The organism is Pseudomonas sp. P5_109 (assembly GCF_034009455.1).
Classification (GTDB): Bacteria; Pseudomonadota; Gammaproteobacteria; order Pseudomonadales; family Pseudomonadaceae; genus Aquipseudomonas.
The window spans coordinates 489,014-505,315 of record NZ_CP125380.1; the positions used below are offsets into that span (position 1 = coordinate 489,014).

Annotated in this window: 16 protein-coding genes and 1 pseudogene; 5 read left to right on the plus strand and 12 right to left on the minus strand. The window is 60.6% G+C overall.

Translation table 11 applies throughout. The annotated features are described in order from the left end of the window. Window positions 1-46: 46 nt before the first annotated feature. The 6 genes from QMK54_RS02140 to QMK54_RS02165 are packed head-to-tail and all read right to left on the minus strand — an operon-like array spanning window position 47 to window position 4,280. Window positions 47-1,726 carry an AMP-binding protein gene (locus QMK54_RS02140; RefSeq protein WP_320401969.1) on the minus strand — a complete coding sequence of 560 codons (1,680 nt, stop codon included), beginning with the start codon at window positions 1,724-1,726 and terminating at the stop codon, window positions 47-49. Beyond that, window positions 1,723-2,268 (minus strand): hypothetical protein, encoded by a 546-nt coding sequence (locus tag QMK54_RS02145; RefSeq protein WP_110659669.1) that lies wholly within the window; start codon window positions 2,266-2,268, stop codon window positions 1,723-1,725. Before QMK54_RS02145 ends, QMK54_RS02140 begins: the two co-directional genes overlap by 4 nt. Then, on the minus strand, window positions 2,265-2,519 hold the full coding sequence (locus QMK54_RS02150) for an acyl carrier protein (protein WP_007992314.1): 255 nt from the start codon (window positions 2,517-2,519) through the stop codon (window positions 2,265-2,267). The genes QMK54_RS02145 and QMK54_RS02150 overlap by 4 nt, the downstream gene beginning before the upstream one ends. Before the next feature lie 9 nt (window positions 2,520-2,528). Beyond that, the gene (locus tag QMK54_RS02155; RefSeq protein WP_110659670.1) at window positions 2,529-2,789 is read right to left on the minus strand and encodes a phosphopantetheine-binding protein; all 261 of its coding nucleotides are present in this window, start codon (window positions 2,787-2,789) and stop codon (window positions 2,529-2,531) included. Then, window positions 2,770-3,579 (minus strand): lysophospholipid acyltransferase family protein, encoded by an 810-nt coding sequence (locus tag QMK54_RS02160; RefSeq protein ID WP_320401970.1) that lies wholly within the window; start codon window positions 3,577-3,579, stop codon window positions 2,770-2,772. The genes QMK54_RS02155 and QMK54_RS02160 overlap by 20 nt, the downstream gene beginning before the upstream one ends. Continuing rightward, the gene (locus QMK54_RS02165; RefSeq protein ID WP_320401971.1) at window positions 3,555-4,280 is read right to left on the minus strand and encodes a beta-ketoacyl synthase chain length factor; all 726 of its coding nucleotides are present in this window, start codon (window positions 4,278-4,280) and stop codon (window positions 3,555-3,557) included. The genes QMK54_RS02160 and QMK54_RS02165 overlap by 25 nt, the downstream gene beginning before the upstream one ends. 356 nt (window positions 4,281-4,636) lie before the next feature. Here QMK54_RS02165 and QMK54_RS02170 point away from each other — a divergent pair, with 356 nt between their 5' ends. Continuing rightward, window positions 4,637-5,407, plus strand: a complete 771-nt coding sequence (locus QMK54_RS02170) for a ParA family protein (RefSeq protein ID WP_015093167.1) — start codon at window positions 4,637-4,639, stop codon at window positions 5,405-5,407. A gap of 144 nt (window positions 5,408-5,551) precedes the next feature. On the opposite strand, the gene trxC is transcribed toward QMK54_RS02170, so the two are convergent. Next, the gene (trxC, locus tag QMK54_RS02175; RefSeq protein WP_108230706.1) at window positions 5,552-5,986 is read right to left on the minus strand and encodes a thioredoxin TrxC; all 435 of its coding nucleotides are present in this window, start codon (window positions 5,984-5,986) and stop codon (window positions 5,552-5,554) included. 244 nt (window positions 5,987-6,230) lie between these two features. Between trxC and QMK54_RS02180 the strand changes: the two genes are divergently transcribed. Beyond that, window positions 6,231-6,476 (plus strand): type II toxin-antitoxin system HigB family toxin, encoded by a 246-nt coding sequence (locus QMK54_RS02180; protein ID WP_411740844.1) that lies wholly within the window; start codon window positions 6,231-6,233, stop codon window positions 6,474-6,476. Then, entirely contained in the window at window positions 6,473-6,874 is a 402-nt protein-coding gene (locus QMK54_RS02185; RefSeq protein ID WP_223591814.1) for a helix-turn-helix domain-containing protein, read from the plus strand. Before QMK54_RS02180 ends, QMK54_RS02185 begins: the two co-directional genes overlap by 4 nt. Window positions 6,875-6,880: 6 nt before the next feature. On the opposite strand, the gene selO is transcribed toward QMK54_RS02185, so the two are convergent. From selO to QMK54_RS31140, 5 genes and pseudogenes are all read right to left on the minus strand, one after another. Next, window positions 6,881-8,344, minus strand: coding sequence for a protein adenylyltransferase SelO (gene selO / locus QMK54_RS02190; RefSeq protein ID WP_320401972.1), 1,464 nt, complete (start codon window positions 8,342-8,344; stop codon window positions 6,881-6,883). A 48-nt stretch (window positions 8,345-8,392) separates the two neighbouring features. Then, window positions 8,393-11,752, minus strand: a complete 3,360-nt coding sequence (gene mscK / locus QMK54_RS02195) for a mechanosensitive channel MscK (RefSeq protein ID WP_110659675.1) — start codon at window positions 11,750-11,752, stop codon at window positions 8,393-8,395. A 34-nt stretch (window positions 11,753-11,786) separates the two neighbouring features. Continuing rightward, on the minus strand, window positions 11,787-13,529 hold the full coding sequence (locus QMK54_RS02200) for a potassium/proton antiporter (RefSeq protein WP_110659676.1): 1,743 nt from the start codon (window positions 13,527-13,529) through the stop codon (window positions 11,787-11,789). A 281-nt stretch (window positions 13,530-13,810) separates the two neighbouring features. Then, a complete protein-coding gene (locus tag QMK54_RS31135; RefSeq protein ID WP_413787365.1) occupies window positions 13,811-14,683 on the minus strand; it encodes a methyl-accepting chemotaxis protein in 873 nt (290 codons plus the stop codon). 30 nt (window positions 14,684-14,713) lie between these two features. Further along, window positions 14,714-15,580: pseudogene (locus QMK54_RS31140) on the minus strand (MCP four helix bundle domain-containing protein); the annotation flags it as partial. Between the two features lie 130 nt (window positions 15,581-15,710). Between QMK54_RS31140 and QMK54_RS02210 the strand changes: the two are divergent. Continuing rightward, the gene (locus QMK54_RS02210) at window positions 15,711-15,920 is read left to right on the plus strand and encodes a hypothetical protein (RefSeq protein ID WP_320401974.1); all 210 of its coding nucleotides are present in this window, start codon (window positions 15,711-15,713) and stop codon (window positions 15,918-15,920) included. Then, the gene (locus QMK54_RS02215) at window positions 15,917-16,219 is read left to right on the plus strand and encodes a cell division protein ZapA (RefSeq protein WP_007981180.1); all 303 of its coding nucleotides are present in this window, start codon (window positions 15,917-15,919) and stop codon (window positions 16,217-16,219) included. Before QMK54_RS02210 ends, QMK54_RS02215 begins: the two co-directional genes overlap by 4 nt. Window positions 16,220-16,302: the final 83 nt, after the last annotated feature.

Here is a 16,302-nt window from a genome sequence, read left to right on the forward strand (position 1 = left end):
CAACGGGAGCAAGCTCCCTCGCCACAAAAAGCCTGTTTGCCACAGGTTATGCATGCGCCGTCTCCAGCAAGATCCGTCCGCTTGAGCAGGTGGCGGTTTCGTTGCGATAGGCGAAATACAATTTGCCGCGTGCCGGGTCGAAGCGCAGGTGCAGCTGGATTTCATCGCCCGGGCGCACCAGTTGCTGGAATTTCAAGACCTCCATGCCGGCGAATTTTTCCGGCAGGTTCATCAGTTGCCGGCCCAGGCTCAGCGCCCAGTCCACCTGCACCACGCCAGGCAACACCGGCGCCTTGGGGAAATGACCGCTGAAATAGGCCAGGTCCGGTGGCACGGCCAGTTGCAGGCTCCACTCGCCATTGCTTTCGACTTGCTCCAGCACCTCCGGGGCTTTGGGACGGGGTGTCAGCAGCAGGGCATCGACGTCGGCCTGGGGCAGTTTGCCCTGAGTGTTCAGCGGCAGTTGGCGCAGCAGGCGCCAGCGTCTTGGCAGGGCCAGGGCTTCGCAGTGTTGGCTCAGGTGTTGGCGCAATTGCTCGGTGACGGTGCGTCGGCCTTGATTGCGCAGGGCATGCAGGCCGGATTCAGTCAGAACCAGCAATACGCCGAGCGAGGCGCGGTTTTCCTGGACGACCCCCAGACGCGCCTCAGCAACCCAGTCGTGGGCCATCAGGGCTTGTTCCAGCATCGGCAGCGAGATGCGTTTTTCTTCCAGTTTGACGATCCGGTCCAGTCGTCCAAGCAATTCGAAGCGACCATCGACGGCGATGTGCGCTGAATCGGCAGTGTGTTCGACGTGGCCGACAGGCAAGTAGGGTGAAGCGATCAGCAGCGCGTCATCAATGTCTTGGGTCAGCGTGACACCCGCAAACGGCCGCCAGAGTTCAGCGCCCTGACGCCAGGCGATGCCGCCGGTTTCCGAACTGCCGAAAATTTCCGTTGGCCATTGCCCCAGGCGCTCATGCAGGTCCTGTGCGGCCTCGACCGGCAATGCGCCGCCCGAGGAAAACACTCGACGTACGCAGCTCAGGGCAGGCCAGTCGAGGTTGTCGCCCATGCGCTTGAGCAGCGCCGGACTGGCCACCCAGGCGAAGGCCGGGTGCTCGCGGCTGGCGCGTTGCAGGTCTTCCGGAAAGGCCAACTGCCGACGTACGAACGGGCGTCCGGCGCACAGCGGCCACAACACCCGAAACAGCAGGCCGTAGATGTGCTGGGTGGCGACGCTGCCGATGATGCACGCCGGGCCCAGGTCGGCGCCCCACAGCTGTTCCAGGGCTTCGACTTCATTGGCCAGTTGGCGCAGGTTCTTTTCGATGCGCTTGGGTTCGCCGCTGGAGCCGGAGGTGCACAGGCTGAGTCGGCAGTTATCCAGGTCCAGCGCGGCGGCACCGAGTGGCGGCTGCTGGAAATCGCCAAGGTGCGCATCGTCGGGCTGGTCGCTCAGCCATAGATCGACTTCGCCTGACCAGCGTTGGCGGGTCTGCGCTTGCAGGTCGGACGGCAGCAGCACGCTGACCCCGGCACGCCAGGCGCCAATCAGCGCGACCGCGAGGTCGGCGGCATCCTCAAGGTGCACGGCCATCTGCCGTACCCCCCGGGCCTGCAAGCCGGCAGCCAGGCGCAGCGCCTGTTCGCACAGTCGGGCGTGATCCAGTGCCGGAGCAGTCGTTACGGCGCGCTCGGGCTGAGCCTTGAGCAGCAGGTGCTCAAGTTTTATCCAATTCATGGGCGGCCTCGTACCCTTTGTCGTATGAGCCATTCGATGGCAAACATCAGGCCTATCAAGCCGTAGGAAATCAGGCCGGTGTACAAGGTCCACCAGCTCAGCGGCGCCCAGAGGGTCAGGGCGGCGGCACACAAACCGTTGCAAAGAAAAAAGACGCTCCAGGCGACGGTCACCTGGCGGGTATAGCGAATGCCCTCGGCCGGCAATTGCGGTTCGCGTACCCGGGCCAGGCGTTCGACTATCGGTGGGCCGAATGTCAGGCTCGATCCGAACAGCACCAGCATGAAGCTGCTGATCAACACCGGATACCAGCGCAACAGCGCCGGGCTGTCGAACAGTGCCAGCAACAGACAGAACACGATGGCCACCACCGCCATCCACAGGCTGCCAGGCTGCCGTTTGCCGGTCAGCGCCCGGGCCAGCCACAGTCCGCCCAGCAGCAAGCCGAACTGCCAGGGGGCGAAATGCTCCATGCCGAAATACACCGCAAAGGGATACAAAAGGCCTGCCAGCAGCAGGCCCAGGCCGATCATTCGACTCATGCGGCCGGTTGAACCAGACGGTAGACCGCCTCGACCACGTCACTGACGGTACGCACCGATTTGAATTCTTCGGCGGCGATTTTCTTGCCGGTCTGGCGTTTGATGTGATCAATCAGGTCGACTGCGTCGATGCTGTCGATTTCAAGGTCCTGATACAGGTTGGACTCCAGGCTCACACGCTCGGGGTCCAGCTCGAAGAGCTCGACCAGGGCATCGCGCAGGGTGTTGAAAATGTCATCACGAGTTTGCATGGTCCGGTCTCAAGCTGCCTGTTTTGCGGTGACGAACGCCGCAAGGCTCGCCACGTTACTGAAGTGATTACGGGTGTCCTTGGCATCGGCATCGATTTTGATGCCGTACTTTTTCTGGATGGCCAGGCCCAGTTCCAGGGCGTCTACCGAGTCCAGGCCCAGGCCTTCGCCGAACAGGGTCTGGTCATTGTCGATGTCGTCGGCACTGATGTCTTCCAGGCCAAGGGCGTCGATGATAAGCATTTTGATATCACGGTGCAGATCGCTCATCTTCGGCGAGCTCCTTAATAAAGTAAGAATGTAGATAATCGTTGAGCTTGCGCGAGGCTTGCGGAGCCGGCCCCTGCGTGGCGAAGGTCTGCGGGTCTATATCCGCACCGACCCGGAAACTGAAGTGCACGCGCCGCTTGGGGATGCGATACCAGGGCTCGGCCTTGGTCAGTGTGGTCGGGCTGACCTTGATAATGACCGGGGTGAGGATTTTCGCACCACGCAGGGCGATTGCCGCACCGCCCCGATGAAAGGCCGGCGCCTGGCCGGGCTGGGTGCGCGTACCTTCGGGGAAAATGATCAGGGTCTGGCCTTCTTTCAGCGCGTCGGCAGCGGCGTCGAGCATGTCCATGCTGCCGTCATTGCTGATGTATTCGGTGCAGCGCAACGGTCCGCGGGTAAAGGGGTTTTCCCAGAGGCTTTGCTTGACCACGCAGTTGGCGTGACGCACCAGGCCGATCAGAAACACCACATCGATCAGCGACGGGTGATTGGCAATGATCATTTGCCCGGGACGACCGAGTTTTTCCGCGCCATCAATGGTGTAGGTCAGCACCCCGGTGCGGGCCATGAAGCGCACAAAAATCCAGAAGCAGCCGCTGACCGTCTGCCGGGCCCGCAGTCGATGGGTCCGGGCGTCGCCCGGCAGGCAGTTCAGCACAGGGAAAATCACCAGGCGCAGGCACAGCCCGCCCAACCCGAACAGGGCAAAGCTCGCGGCGGTGGCCAGCAAGCGCCAGTAATAGGCGTCGCGGTTTTTCTCGGTCACGGGTTGCGTTGCCAGGTCCATACACGATTTTTCCAGGCATGTTGGCAGGTGGTTTGCTGGCCGAGCAACGTACGCAACAGATTCAGCGCGTGTGGCCAGCGGGGTTTGGACAACGCATCCGTGGGCCTGTTCAGGGACAACCGCCAGTCGGTGCCGGGAGTGATCAGCAGACCGACCGCATAGGGGAAAGGCACGTCGTCGATCCAGGTCGAGTAAGCCTCGGGCGGCTGCTCTTCGGTGACCACCAGCAATACCGCGTGAGCGCCTTCAGCCAGTAGCGCGGCAGCTTCCAGCATGCCGTGTTCCAGGCCATCGCCTGCGGCAGCCAGGGCCGTCATTTCGCTGGTTTCACCGCGCATGATCGACCACAAACCAATAATGGCGTTATGCACGGACAAGCTGAACTGGGTCGGCGACAACGGCTGATCGGCGGCCAGATCACGGAGAATGTCGACGGTGCGGGGCGTTTCGCCATGACGGGAAACAAAGACCAATGGCAGATCCTGCCGACCTTCGGCCAATGGCCAGCCGACACTGAATGCCATTCGTGCCAGGCGGCTGAGCCGCCGACGCTGCATGGCTGGCAGGAACGAAACGTCGGGAGCGGCATCGCTGTCCGGCAGCACGACCGGTTGTCGGCTCCAGGCCTGCCAATCGTTCACGCTATCAAGCCCGGGGGCCCAGGCGCGCCATTGGGCGATGTTGAAGTTGATCACAGACATTCATCCCACCCTCACGGGCTTACTTGACGCGGGGGAGTGGCCGAGAACCGAGACTCACCCTGCGTGGCGTCTGGCGCCGAGTGGCGCGCATTATCCCGGTGCCGGGAACGTGTAGCAAATGCTGGTTACATTTTGCTCAGCAAGATGAAGCGGCTGGCTCGAAAAAATTGGATGACTGGTAATTATTCACAAGAATATTTCCCCGTCTGTCGGTTCCGGCGACAAACCAGCGGGGTGTCCAGGGCTTTTCAAGCAAGAGAAGGCAACTGACTGTGTAGTCCCTTTGCCGGCGAGGTAGCGAAGCAACACCGTGGACCACTACACTCGGTCATTCTTTGATACGCGGAGGTTTTGACATGCGGCGCGTGGTGTTCAATCAGAAAGGTGGCGTTGGTAAATCCAGCATTGCCTGTAATCTGGCGGCGGTCAGTGCCAGCGAGGGTTTTCGCACCCTGTTGGTGGACCTCGACGCCCAGGCCAACTCCACTCAGTACCTGACGGGGCTCACTGGTAGCGACATCCCGATGGGCATCGCCGATTTCTTCAAGCAGACGCTGTCTTCCGGGCCGTTCTCGAAAAAGAATCAGGTCGACATCTACGAAACCCCGTTCGATAACCTCCATGTCATTACCGCCACCGCCGAACTGGCGGACTTGCAGCCAAAGCTTGAAGCCAAGCACAAGATCAACAAGCTGCGTAAATTGCTTGAAGAGCTGAGCGAAGACTACGACCGGATTTACCTCGATACCCCGCCAGCGCTGAATTTTTATGCGGTTTCAGCATTGATTGCCGCCGATCGTGTGTTGATTCCCTTCGATTGCGACAGCTTTTCACGCCAGGCACTGTACGGACTGATGGCGGAAATCGAAGAGTTGAAGGACGACCATAACGAAGGTCTGGAAGTCGAGGGCATCGTCGTCAACCAATTCCAGGCCCGCGCCAGCCTGCCCCAGCAAATTCTCGACGAACTGATTGCCGAAGGCCTGCCGGTGTTGCCGGTGTACCTGGCCAGCTCGGTACGCATGCGCGAATCCCACCAGGCCAATACGCCGCTGATCCATCTCGATCCACGGCACAAGCTGACGCAGCAGTTTGTCGAGTTGCACAACCTGCTGGAAAACGCCTGAACCGGGCTGACAACACAAAACAAATGTGGGAGCGGGCTTGCTCGCGAAGAAGCCGTTACATTCAACATCTAAGTTGACTGACGCGACGCCTTCGTCGGAACGCCGCCCGGAGCAAGCCCGCTCCCACATTGATTGGTGGTGGCTTCAGATTCCCTGGCTACGCAACCAACTCATCAACTGCGGTAACGGGAAAGCCCCGCTCTGCCGGGCGATCTCCCGGCCGTTCTTGAACAGTATCAGGCTCGGAATCGAGCGAATCCCCAATTGGGCCGACAACTGCTGGTTCGCCTCGCTGTCCAGCTTGGCCAGTCGGCACTTGCCCGCCAGTTGCCCGGCGGCCTGCTCGAACACCGGTGCAAACGACTTGCACGGCCCGCACCAGTCCGCCCATACGTCCACCAGCAGCGGCAGATCGCCCTTGATCTGGCTGGCGTAGTCGCCTTGCTTCAGTTCAAACGGCTTGTTCAGCAGGACTTCGGCCTTGCAGCGCCCGCATTTTGGATGGTCGTTGAGGCGCTCGGCGGGAATGCGGTTGAGGCCGTTGCAGTGGGGGCAGGGGATGAGGAGTGGGTCGGTCATGAGTGATATCCAATGGGAAGCTGATAACACCTAGTTGGAGACGTTTGCTCATGTTTTCAATCGCGCAGTGTCCAGCGTTAAAACTAGGCTGAGTCGTGCCGGGCCAGACCGCTGGTCCACTTCGGATTATCGCAACTTGCGATATTTTTGATCTGTGATTAACTCCCCATCGCAAAATGCGATAAGGATGTTGCATGCATGTTCTCACCGAAAAAGAGTACGTGAAGCCAAGGCCAAATGGCCAATGGCAGCCAATGCGCTGGATCATTGGTATCAATTAGCCAAAGGAAGCAAGCCGTCGGATTTTGCGGCGATGAGAGCCACATTCCCTGCTGTCGACAAGGTAGGTGAGCTTCATGTTTTCGATATCGGTGGCAACAAGCTGCGGTTGATAGCTTTTGTCAGATATCGATCGCAAAAGCTTTATATCAAGCATGTGCTGGATCATCGCGAATATGAACGCGGCAAGTGGAAGGAGGAAAAAGCATGAGTGTACTGATCAAAAAAGCTGCCGAGCATTGGGAGTTTGTCTCACCGCTGCTTCGAAAGCCGAAAAATGAAGATGACTATGACCTGCTGGCGCATGCTCTGGACGAGTTGCTCGAGATGACCGGCGATGATGAGACCCATCCGCTGATGAGCCTGGTGGATATCATTGGTGACTGGATTGAGGAGTGGGACCATAAGCATCACCCGATGCCAAAGCCTAGCGGGGTCGAGATTCTTGGCTACTTGATGCGTGAACACGGCCTGAGCCAGAGCGACCTGCCAGGCGTTGGTCCTCAGTCGGTCGTGTCCGAAATCCTGAGTGGCAAGCGTCAGCTCAACCTGCGCCAAGTCCGCTGGTTGGCCGAGCGCTTCAGCGTGTCGGTAGAAGTCTTTATCTGACCTGCCTCACGACGAACAACTGATCTCCAGATGCTTGCCCCATTCCGGCGGCCTCTCTGCGTAGCCTTCCATTCCCGGTTGTTCCTCGAACGGATTGCTCAGCACCGCGTGCAGTCGGCGGACTTCCGAGTAGTCGCCGCTTTCTGCCGCATCGATGGCCTTTTGCGCCAGGTAGTTGCGCAGGATGTACAGTGGGTTGACCGCGTGCATCCGCTGGCGGCGCTGCTCCTGATCAAGCGTGCCTTCACGGGCCACTCGGGCGATATAGAGCTCGCCCCAGGCATCAAAGCCCTTGAGGTCGATGAAGTCATCACGTAAGCGGGTGATGGCCTGTTCCGGTGCGTCTTCACCCAGGCGACGGAAAAACAGGCTGTAGTCGACGCCGCTGTTTTGCATCAGTTGCAGCAGGTTTTCCAGCAGTTTCTGGTCGTCATCCTCCGCGGTGGTCAGGCCGAGGCGGCGGCGCATCAGGTCCAGGTAATGGGCCTGGAACAGCGGCAGGTACAGGCCGAGGGTTTCGCGCAGGGCTTCGACGCTGATGAATGGCGTCAGGGCCTGGGCCAGGGCGCTGAGGTTCCACTGGCCAATCGGCACCTGGTTGCTGAAGGAGTAGCGGCCCTGGTCGTCGGAGTGGTTGCAGATGAAGTTGGCGTCGAAGTCGTCGAGGAAGGCGAACGGGCCGAAGTCGAAAGTGATGCCGAGGATCGACATGTTGTCGGTGTTCATCACGCCGTGACAGAAACCATAGGCCTGCCACTTGGCAATCAGCTCGGCATTGCGCTCGACCACTTCACGGAACATCGCCAGGTACGGTTCCGGTTGTTCCAGGCACTGCGGGAAATGCATGGCCAGCACGTGGTCACCCAGCTCTTTCTGCTGCTCGGGACGTTTGGTGTAGTAGAAATATTCGAAGTGGCCAAAGCGCACATGGCTTGGTGCCAGGCGCAGGACCATGGCCGCGCGCTCCTGCTTTTCGCGCCACACCGGGGTGTCGGAGCCGATCACGCACAGGGCGCGGGTGGTCGGGATATTCAGCGCGTGCAGTGCTTCGGAGGCGAGGAATTCGCGGATCGATGAACGCAGTACCGCGCGGCCGTCGCCCATGCGTGAAAACGGCGTCTGGCCGGCGCCCTTGAGGTGCAGGTCCCAGTGCTCGCCAGCTGCGTTGTAAACCTCGCCCAGCAACAGGCCGCGACCGTCGCCCAACTGCGGGTTGTAGGAACCGAACTGATGCCCGGAATAGACCATCGCCCTTGGGATTGCATCGGCCCAGAGCTTGTGGCCGCTGAACAGTTCGGCGAACTCTGGGGTTTCGGCCACGGCCGGGTCGAGATCGAGCAGCGCCATGGCGGCGGGGCTGGCCACGACCAGGCGCGGATTGTCGATGGGCTCGGGCAGCACATGGGCGGAAAACGCATCGCCCAAGCGGTCGAAGCGATTATCGAAAGTGAGTTCGTCGAGGGCTTTCAAGGGCCAGCTCCAGCAGAATGTCCGAGCATTCTGCTGGGGAATGGCCGGTTAGTCGAGTTTGGCGGCGGGCGGTTCTTGCGCTGGTTTGCCGTCGACCAGTGGCACGATGGTTTTCGCTTCCGGTTCGATTGGCACCATCTTGTATTCCTGGCCGTGCAGGTTCTTGAGGTAAACCTCCATTTGCCGGAACGAGATGTTGATGTGCTGCTTCTTGAACTCGCGGTTGATGAAGCGGTTGACCTCATCAAGCACCGGGTTGCGGTCGCCGAGGTCGCGCACGTGCATGCGCAGCTCGTGGTCGAGGGTACTTTCGCCGAAGTTGAGGAAGTACACGTGGGGTTCCGGATCTTTCAACACGCGCGGGTTGTCGCGCGCGGCTTTGAGCAGCAGCTCCTTCACCAGGTCCAGGTCAGAGCCATAGTCCACGCCAAGCTTGAGAGTCACCCGGGTGATGGTGTCGGTCAGCGACCAGTTGATCAGTTGCCCGGTAATGAACGTCTTGTTCGGGACAATGATGTCCTTGCGGTCGAAGTCGGTGATGGTCGTGGCGCGGATGCGAATCTTGCTCACCGTGCCCGACAGGTTGCCGATGGTGATGGTGTCACCGATCCGCACCGGACGTTCGAACAGGATCATGATGCCGGAAATGAAGTTGGCGAAGATCTCCTGCATGCCGAAACCGAGGCCGACCGACAGCGCCGCCACCAGCCATTGCAGCTTGTCCCAGCTTACGCCGAGGGTCGACAGCGTCGAGACGAAACCGACGCCGGCGATTACGTACGACAGCAACGTGGTGGTCGCGTAGGCGCTGCCCTGGGCAAGATTGAGCTTCGATAGCACGAACACTTCCAGCAAGCCTGGCAGGTTGCGCGCCAGGGCGAAGGTGATGCCGATGATGATCAGCGCGCCGAGCATGTCGCCGATGCTGATCGGCACCATGCTCATGTTGGCGCCGGTACCGCTGGTGTATTCGTAGAGGGTGATGTTGTCCAGGTACGAGAACACCGTGATCAGGTCGGCCCAGACCCAATAGAGTGCCGCCATGAAGCCGCCGAGCAGCGCCAGGCGGATCAAGCGCAGGGACTGTTCGTTGACCTTCTCGATGTCCATGGTCGGTTCTTCGATCACCGCTTCACCATCGCCAGCCTCTTTCGCCGCCAGCCGCTTGGCCAGGGCGCGCTGGTAGGCCAGGCGCCGGGCCGCCACACTGAGACCGCGCACGAAAGTGGCTTCGATCACCAGCCAGAACATCAGCAGGTACAGGGTGTTGATCAGGCGGTCGCTGAGTTTCAGCGCCGTGTAGTAGTAGCCGAAGCACACCGCCACGAACAGCGCGACGGGCAGGGCGGTGAACAGGATCCCCACGAGCTTGCGGAACAGCGAGGCGTTCTCGTGGGTCGGGCTGCTGATGAGCAGGCGGCTGAGCAGCAAGGTCATCAAGGCGTAGCAGGTGAGCACCACCGGCATGCCGATCACGTCATCGGCCAGCGCCGCCGGTTGCAGTTCGGCAACGGCAACAACAGTCACCAGTGCCATTACCACGATGCCTAGGCGGCGGATCCATCTGCGCAGGAACTCCACCTGGGGCTTTTCCCAGCGGAAATGCAGTTCTGCCACGCCACCCGGCGCGAGGATCCGGTAGGCGGTGTAGAACACCAGCCAGGCCCCGGCCATTTGCAGCAGCGCCGCGCCCATGTTGGCGTTCTGCCCACGGGCGTCGATTCGCAGGGCCAGCCCGCACAAGGCGAGGCCCAGGGAAACCGGCATCGCCAGCAGGATATTGATCAGGATGGCCTGCGGCGTGTGCCACTGGCTATCGCGTTTGAAGTGGCCGATGTCCTGGTGAACCTTGTTCAGTCGCGCGTACAGATTCTTGCGGCGCCAAAGCAGCGCACCGATCAGCAGCGCGAGCGGCAGGAACAGCAGCGGGCGCTGGGTCAGGCCGTCGGTCAGTTCGCTCAGGCTTGAAAGTACCGGCAGTGAGTCGAGTTGCCGCTGCAGGCGATCCGGCACGCTGTGAACCCACTCCAGGTCCAGCGGCTTGTTGCTCGGAATCCAGAACATCTGCTCATCGAGCGTCGCCCGCAGGCTTTGCGCGGTGCTGAGCAGTTGCTTCTGGTTCAGTTGCAGGGTGATGGATTCATTGAGTACCGCGCTCAGTTCGCGATTGAGGCGCTCCAGCAGGTCCGCACGGGTGGTGGCCAGTTCCATCAGGCTTTTGCGCAACTGCGGCGTGACTTGCTCGGGCGGCTGGGTCGCCAGCAGGTTATCGACGTAGGTGGTCGGATTGCTCAGCAACTCCCGCTGCTGGCTGACTTCGAACTGATACAGGCGAATGTCGGCGATCTGGTCGGCCAGGTTGCGGTCGAGCCGCAGGCGCGGCAACGCCTGTTTCTGTTTGTAGAGAATCTTCGAGAGCAGCAGGCTGCCTTTGAGCACGTTGATTTGCTCGTCCAGGGCCGAGTCGCTCTGGGTCAGGCTGTCCAGTTGTTGCTTGGTCTGCAGATTCTGCTGGGTGACTTCGTTGAGGCGGTCGGTACTTTTGAGCAGGTAGTCCGAGAGCTTCAGGTTGGCCGCGCTTTCGGTGGCCAGCAGGCTGCTGCCGCCAGCCTTCTGCGCTTCGATGGATTGCTGGGTGACCGTTTCCTGGGACAACGCCAGGCGTTTCTGGTTGATCAGGGTTTGCAGTTCCTGGATTTCCCGATCCAGGCGGTCGGATCGCTCCGACAGCAGGTCATGCTGGCTGTTGCCCAGGTCTTGCAGTTGGGTATTGCCGGCCAGTTCCTGGCGGCGCAGCGGGATCAGGGCGTTCAGCGCTGCCAGCTCGGCATTGAGCAGGTCGCGCTGCTCGGCGCTCAAGGTCTTGCCGGCGTCCTTGCCGTTCTTGAGGATGTTGTTGATCTGCTGAATGCGCGTCTGGCTGCTGGAAATCTCCGCCTGGGCGCGCTCGGGGCGGGTCTGGGCGGTGATGATCAGGCTGTTTGCATCGGCCAGGGCTTTTTGCAGGTCGCTTTGCTGGGTGGAGCGCTCGGTGAGCAATTGTTCCAGCTGCTGGATCGGTTCCTTGGTGAAACGCTGCGCCACCGGCACCACGGTGCTGGCCTTGAGGCGGGTCAGTTCACGCTGGTTCTCGAGCGTCTGCTTGGGTGCAGAGCTCAACGTTTGCTTGAGATCGGCCAGCTTCTGCTCGTAATCACGCTTGTTGTTGAGCTGATTCAGCGTGTTTTGCAGGACGGTTTGCAGGGCTTTCTGATCGGCTTCCGGCAGTTTGCGGTCGGCGATCTTGTCCAGGCTCGCCTGCACGGCTTCGCTGGAGGGCGGTTCGGCCGCTTGCAATGTACCGACAGTACCGACAGAGAGACTCAAGCCCAGCAGGGCGATGGCGAAAAAAGAGCGCAGGTTAGGCATAAAGACCGGTCAAGCAAGTGATAGTGGACGCAGTTTAGAGGAAGAGACCGGGACCCGGGCGACTTCCTTCGGGGAATCTGACGCCCACTTTGCCGATCTTGTTCCCGTCCATGACCGCCACGGTCCAGATGGTGTTGTTCCATTCGACCTGGTCACCCACTACCGGCGCGCCGCCAACTTTCTGGGCAATAAACCGGCCCAGGGACATCTCTGGGTCGATGCCTTCGACCTTCAGGCCGTACAGGGCCGCAACCGCGGCCAGCTGGGCGTCTCCTTCGAGTACGAAGTCGCCGAAGAAGCGCAGATCAAGACCCCGTTGTGGCGCCTGGCTGAAGAGTTTTCCGAGGGCCGGCAGGTTGTGTTCATGGCCGATGACACACAGCAAATCATCGACTTCGAGCACCGTACTACCCGACGGATGGAGCAATTGTTGGCCTCGAAACAGGGCCGCGATACGGGTGCCTTCGGGCATTTTCAGCTCGCGCAGGGGCGAACCGATGCACCATTTCTCCGCGCCGAGGCGATAAACGAACAGCTCCCACTCGCTGGTGACGTGCACTTCCAGGGCCGAACGCGAGATGGGCGCAGGCTCCGGGGGGACCGTGACCTTCAGCAGCTTGGCGACCCATGGCAGGCTCGTACCCTGGACCAGCAGCGACACCAGCACGATAAAGAACGCGAGGTTGAAGTACAGCTGGGCGTTGGGCAGGCCGGCCATCAACGGGAACACCGCCAGAATGATCGGGACCGCGCCGCGCAGGCCGACCCAGGAAATGAACGCTTTCTCGCGCCCATGGAAGGCTTTGAACGGCAGCAGGCCAACCACCACCGACAGTGGCCGGGCAAACAGAATCATCCACAGCGCCAGTGCCAGTGCCGGCAGGGCAATAGGCAGCAGATCGTGAGGCGTCACCAGCAGCCCCAACACCAGGAACATGCCGATCTGCGCCAGCCAGGCCATGCCGTCGAGCATGTGCAGAATGCCGTGGCGACTGCGCACCGGACGGTTGCCGATCACCAGGCCACAGAGGTACACGGCGAGGAAGCCACTGCCATGCAGGGCGTTGGTCAGGGCAAACACCACCAGGCCACCGGCAATGACCAGGATCGGGTAAAGACCGGTGGCCAGGTTGATCCGGTTGACCAGTTGCAGCATCAGCCAGCCGCCGCCCAGGCCGATGACGCCGCCAATGCCGAACTCGCGTAGCAGGTGGGTCAGCAGGCTCCAGTGCAGGCCTGTCTGGCCGCTGGCGAGCATGTCGATCAGGGTGACGGTGAGGAACACCGCCATCGGGTCGTTACTGCCGGATTCGATTTCGAGGCTGGCGGTTACCCGCTCGTTCAGGCCTTTGCCGCCCAATAGCGAGAACACCGCCGCGGCGTCGGTGGAGCCAACGATGGCACCGATCAGCAGGCCCTGGATCAGGTTCAGGTTGAACAGCCATGCGGCCGCCATGCCGGTCAGCCCGGTGGTAATCAGCACGCCGACCGTGGCCAGTGAAAGTGCCGGCCATAACGCCACACGGAAACTCGACACCCGGGTGCGCAGGCCGCCGTCGAGCAGGATCACTGCCAGCGCGAGGTTGCCGACCAGGTAAGCCGTGGGGTAGTTGTCGAAAATGATGCCGCCGCCATCGACGCCGGCCGCCATGCCGACGGCCAGGATGATCACCAGAATCGGGATGCCGAGGCGCGATGACAGTGAGCTCACCAGAATGCTCGCACCTACCAGCAACGCGCCGATCAAGAACAGGCTGTTGATGGTCGTCGCATTCAAAGGCAGTACTCCAGGAAGCTGAAAGGCGGGCACAAACTGACCATGCAGTCTGCGTGCCAGCGATTCTAACCTGTTGAAATGTGATGCTGTCAAAAAGGTTTTGCGGGCGATTCTTCACGCCGGGTGAAATCATTGTGGCGAGGGGGCTTGCCCCCGTTCGGCTGCGAAGCAGTCGTAAATCCGGTAGACGCGATTTAATGGATGTACGCGGTTAACAAGTTTGGGGCCGCTGCGCGGCCCAACGGGGGCAAGCCCCCTCGCCACAGGTATTGTGTTGGCGATTAGAGGCTAAACCGCCCAACCATCGTGTTCAGGTCCACCGCCAGGCGCGACAGCTCGTTGCTCGCCGCACTCGTCTGATTCGCCCCGGTGGCCGACTGCACCGACAGGTCGCGAATGTTCACCAGGTTGCGATCCACTTCACGGGCCACCTGCGCCTGTTCTTCGGCGGCGCTGGCGATCACCAGGTTGCGCTCGTTGATTTCGACGATGGCACTGTTGATGGTGTCCAGCGACATCCCGGCACCGCGGGCGATGTTCAGGGTCGACTCGGCGCGTTCGGTGCTGTTGCGCATCGAATCCACTGCATGCCCGGTGCCGGTCTGGATGCTGCCGATCATGCGTTCGATTTCACTGGTCGATTGCTGAGTGCGATGGGCCAGGGCACGAACCTCATCGGCCACTACGGCGAAACCACGACCGGCCTCACCGGCGCGGGCGGCCTCGATGGCGGCGTTCAAGGCCAGCAGGTTGGTCTGGTCGGCCAGGCCACGGATCACATCCAGTACCTTGCCGATATCGCGCGACTCGTTGGCCAGGTCGCCGATCAGGGTCGCGGTGCTCTGCACATCGGCGCTCATGCGTTCGATGGCGCTCACGGTTTCCTGCACCAGATCGCGACCGTCACCGGCCGATGAGGTGGCGTTCTTCGAGGCTTCGGATGTGCTGACCGCGTTGCGCGCGACTTCTTCCACGGCGCTGGTCATTTCGTTGACCGCAGTGGCGGCCTGTTCGATTTCGTTGTTCTGCCGGGTCAGGCCCCGGGCACTTTCGTCAGTGACGCTGTTGAGCTCTTCGGCAGCGGATGCAAGCTGCGTGGCCGAGCCGGAGATGCGCTGCAGCGTGTCGCGCAGTTTTTCCTGCATTTTCGACATGGCCAGCAGCAAACGACCGGCTTCGTCTTCACCGTCAGCGGTGATCGGGCGCGTCAGGTTGCCTTCGGCGATCTGTTCGGCGGCGCTCAGGGCGTTGGCGATCGGTTGGGTGATGCTGTTGGTCAACAACCAGGCGAGCAGCAACGTCAGGGCGGTGGCGATCACGAGCAGGGCAATCACCAGGTTGAACGCCGAATCGTATTGATCCGCCGCCTGCTGGTTGGTGTCGTTGGTTTGCTGGGTGTTGATCTCCAGCAGGCGGTTCAACACGGTGTTGACCGCTTCGGAGTTGTTGAGCAAATCGGTGTTGAGCAAACTGCGCAGTTCATCGACCTGATTGTTGCGCGACAAGGTTTTCATCCGGTCTTCGATCTGGCGGTACTGACCCAGCAACTGCACGTATTGATCGTAGGTTGCACGTTCCTGCGGGCTGGCGATCAGCTTTTCGTAGGTTGCCTGGGCGGCGCGAATCTGCTGGTTGCGCGTTTCCAGCAGTTCCATGGTTTTTTGCTGCACCTCAGGCTCGCGGTTTACCAGCAAACGGTAGGACAACACGCGCAGGCGCAAGGTGAGCTGGGTGAATTCGTCCAGGCTCTTGATGCTCGGCACACTGTTGTTGGTGATGTTTTCGGCGGCGCCGCGGATCTTGCTCATCTGATTCAAGGCAAACACTCCCAGAACCATCATCAAGCCACCGATCAGGGCAAAGCTGAGGAACGCCCGAGGGGCAATATTCATATTACGAAGAGACATGGCGTTCACCGGGAAAGAGCGCATCCGTGCGCGGCTGAGGCTGCTGTATGGATGACTTATCGGTCGCCGCAGTGAAGTCTTGAGCCCGCGTGTTTTGGCCGGTTGCACCTTGTGGCGACGAAGTGCAGGAACCACATCGGCCATTCACAGTCTTTAAAACTCGCGAGGAAGGTCGCCCGTCAGCAAAATCAAGGCTTTGCGCCTGTATAACCCTGGCATCCACGGTGACTTTTCTTTATCGTACGCGCCCTTTGAAAAAGCCCGGATAATCAAAATGTTGGAAGCATCCCTCAGCCAATTGGAACAACTTGTAAGTAATCTGGTGCAACAGAACCAGAGCCTGACCACAGAACTGGCCCAGGCCAAGGATGAAAATGAAAGCCTGCAACTGAGCCTGATGGAACACGAGGAGAAGCAAGGCGCCACGGCGGCTCGCATCCAGGCCCTGGTTGAGCGCGTCAGCGCAGGCCCTGTCAGCGCATGAGTTACAACGCCGCAGGGGTAAAAGTCGTCTCGATCCTGGGGGAGGACTATTCGATCAAGGCACCGGCCGGGGAAGAGCAGACCCTGCTGGACGCCGCGATGATGTTGAAGGCAGCCCTGGCCGAAACCAAGAGGAAGTACCCGACGCTGATCGGTGACCGCCTGCTGGTGCTGGCGGCGATGAATCTGTGCTCCCAGCAGATCGAAATGCAGAAGCAGCACAAGCTCGAACTCGACCGTTACCAAGAGCAAGTCAGCGCCACGGTTGAAGTGATCTCCAAGACGATCAATCAGGCCTGATCGGCTTTGCGCACAACCAAAGAATAGATTGTCGATTGGTTTGTATACAATCGGCACGGCTGTTGCAGTGTTTCAGCCTCTTA

What these genes read in the sequence shown, in the direction of transcription:
- QMK54_RS02170 (WP_015093167.1), top strand. Translation starts at nt 4,637, where the DNA reads ATGCGGCGCGTGGTGTTCAATCAGAAAGGTGGCGTTGGTAAATCCAGC.
- QMK54_RS02180 (WP_411740844.1), top strand. Translation starts at nt 6,231, where the DNA reads ATGGCAGCCAATGCGCTGGATCATTGGTATCAATTAGCCAAAGGAAGC.
- QMK54_RS31135 (WP_413787365.1), bottom strand. Translation starts at nt 14,683, where the DNA reads ATGTCGAAAATGCAGGAAAAACTGCGCGACACGCTGCAGCGCATCTCC.
- QMK54_RS02210 (WP_320401974.1), top strand. Translation starts at nt 15,711, where the DNA reads ATGTTGGAAGCATCCCTCAGCCAATTGGAACAACTTGTAAGTAATCTG.
- QMK54_RS02150 (WP_007992314.1), bottom strand. Translation starts at nt 2,519, where the DNA reads ATGCAAACTCGTGATGACATTTTCAACACCCTGCGCGATGCCCTGGTC.
- QMK54_RS02215 (WP_007981180.1), top strand. Translation starts at nt 15,917, where the DNA reads ATGAGTTACAACGCCGCAGGGGTAAAAGTCGTCTCGATCCTGGGGGAG.
- QMK54_RS02160 (WP_320401970.1), bottom strand. Translation starts at nt 3,579, where the DNA reads ATGGACCTGGCAACGCAACCCGTGACCGAGAAAAACCGCGACGCCTAT.
- QMK54_RS02155 (WP_110659670.1), bottom strand. Translation starts at nt 2,789, where the DNA reads ATGAGCGATCTGCACCGTGATATCAAAATGCTTATCATCGACGCCCTT.
- mscK (WP_110659675.1), bottom strand. Translation starts at nt 11,752, where the DNA reads ATGCCTAACCTGCGCTCTTTTTTCGCCATCGCCCTGCTGGGCTTGAGT.
- QMK54_RS02145 (WP_110659669.1), bottom strand. Translation starts at nt 2,268, where the DNA reads ATGAGTCGAATGATCGGCCTGGGCCTGCTGCTGGCAGGCCTTTTGTAT.
- QMK54_RS02140 (WP_320401969.1), bottom strand. Translation starts at nt 1,726, where the DNA reads ATGAATTGGATAAAACTTGAGCACCTGCTGCTCAAGGCTCAGCCCGAG.
- trxC (WP_108230706.1), bottom strand. Translation starts at nt 5,986, where the DNA reads ATGACCGACCCACTCCTCATCCCCTGCCCCCACTGCAACGGCCTCAAC.
- QMK54_RS02165 (WP_320401971.1), bottom strand. Translation starts at nt 4,280, where the DNA reads ATGTCTGTGATCAACTTCAACATCGCCCAATGGCGCGCCTGGGCCCCC.
- QMK54_RS02185 (WP_223591814.1), top strand. Translation starts at nt 6,473, where the DNA reads ATGAGTGTACTGATCAAAAAAGCTGCCGAGCATTGGGAGTTTGTCTCA.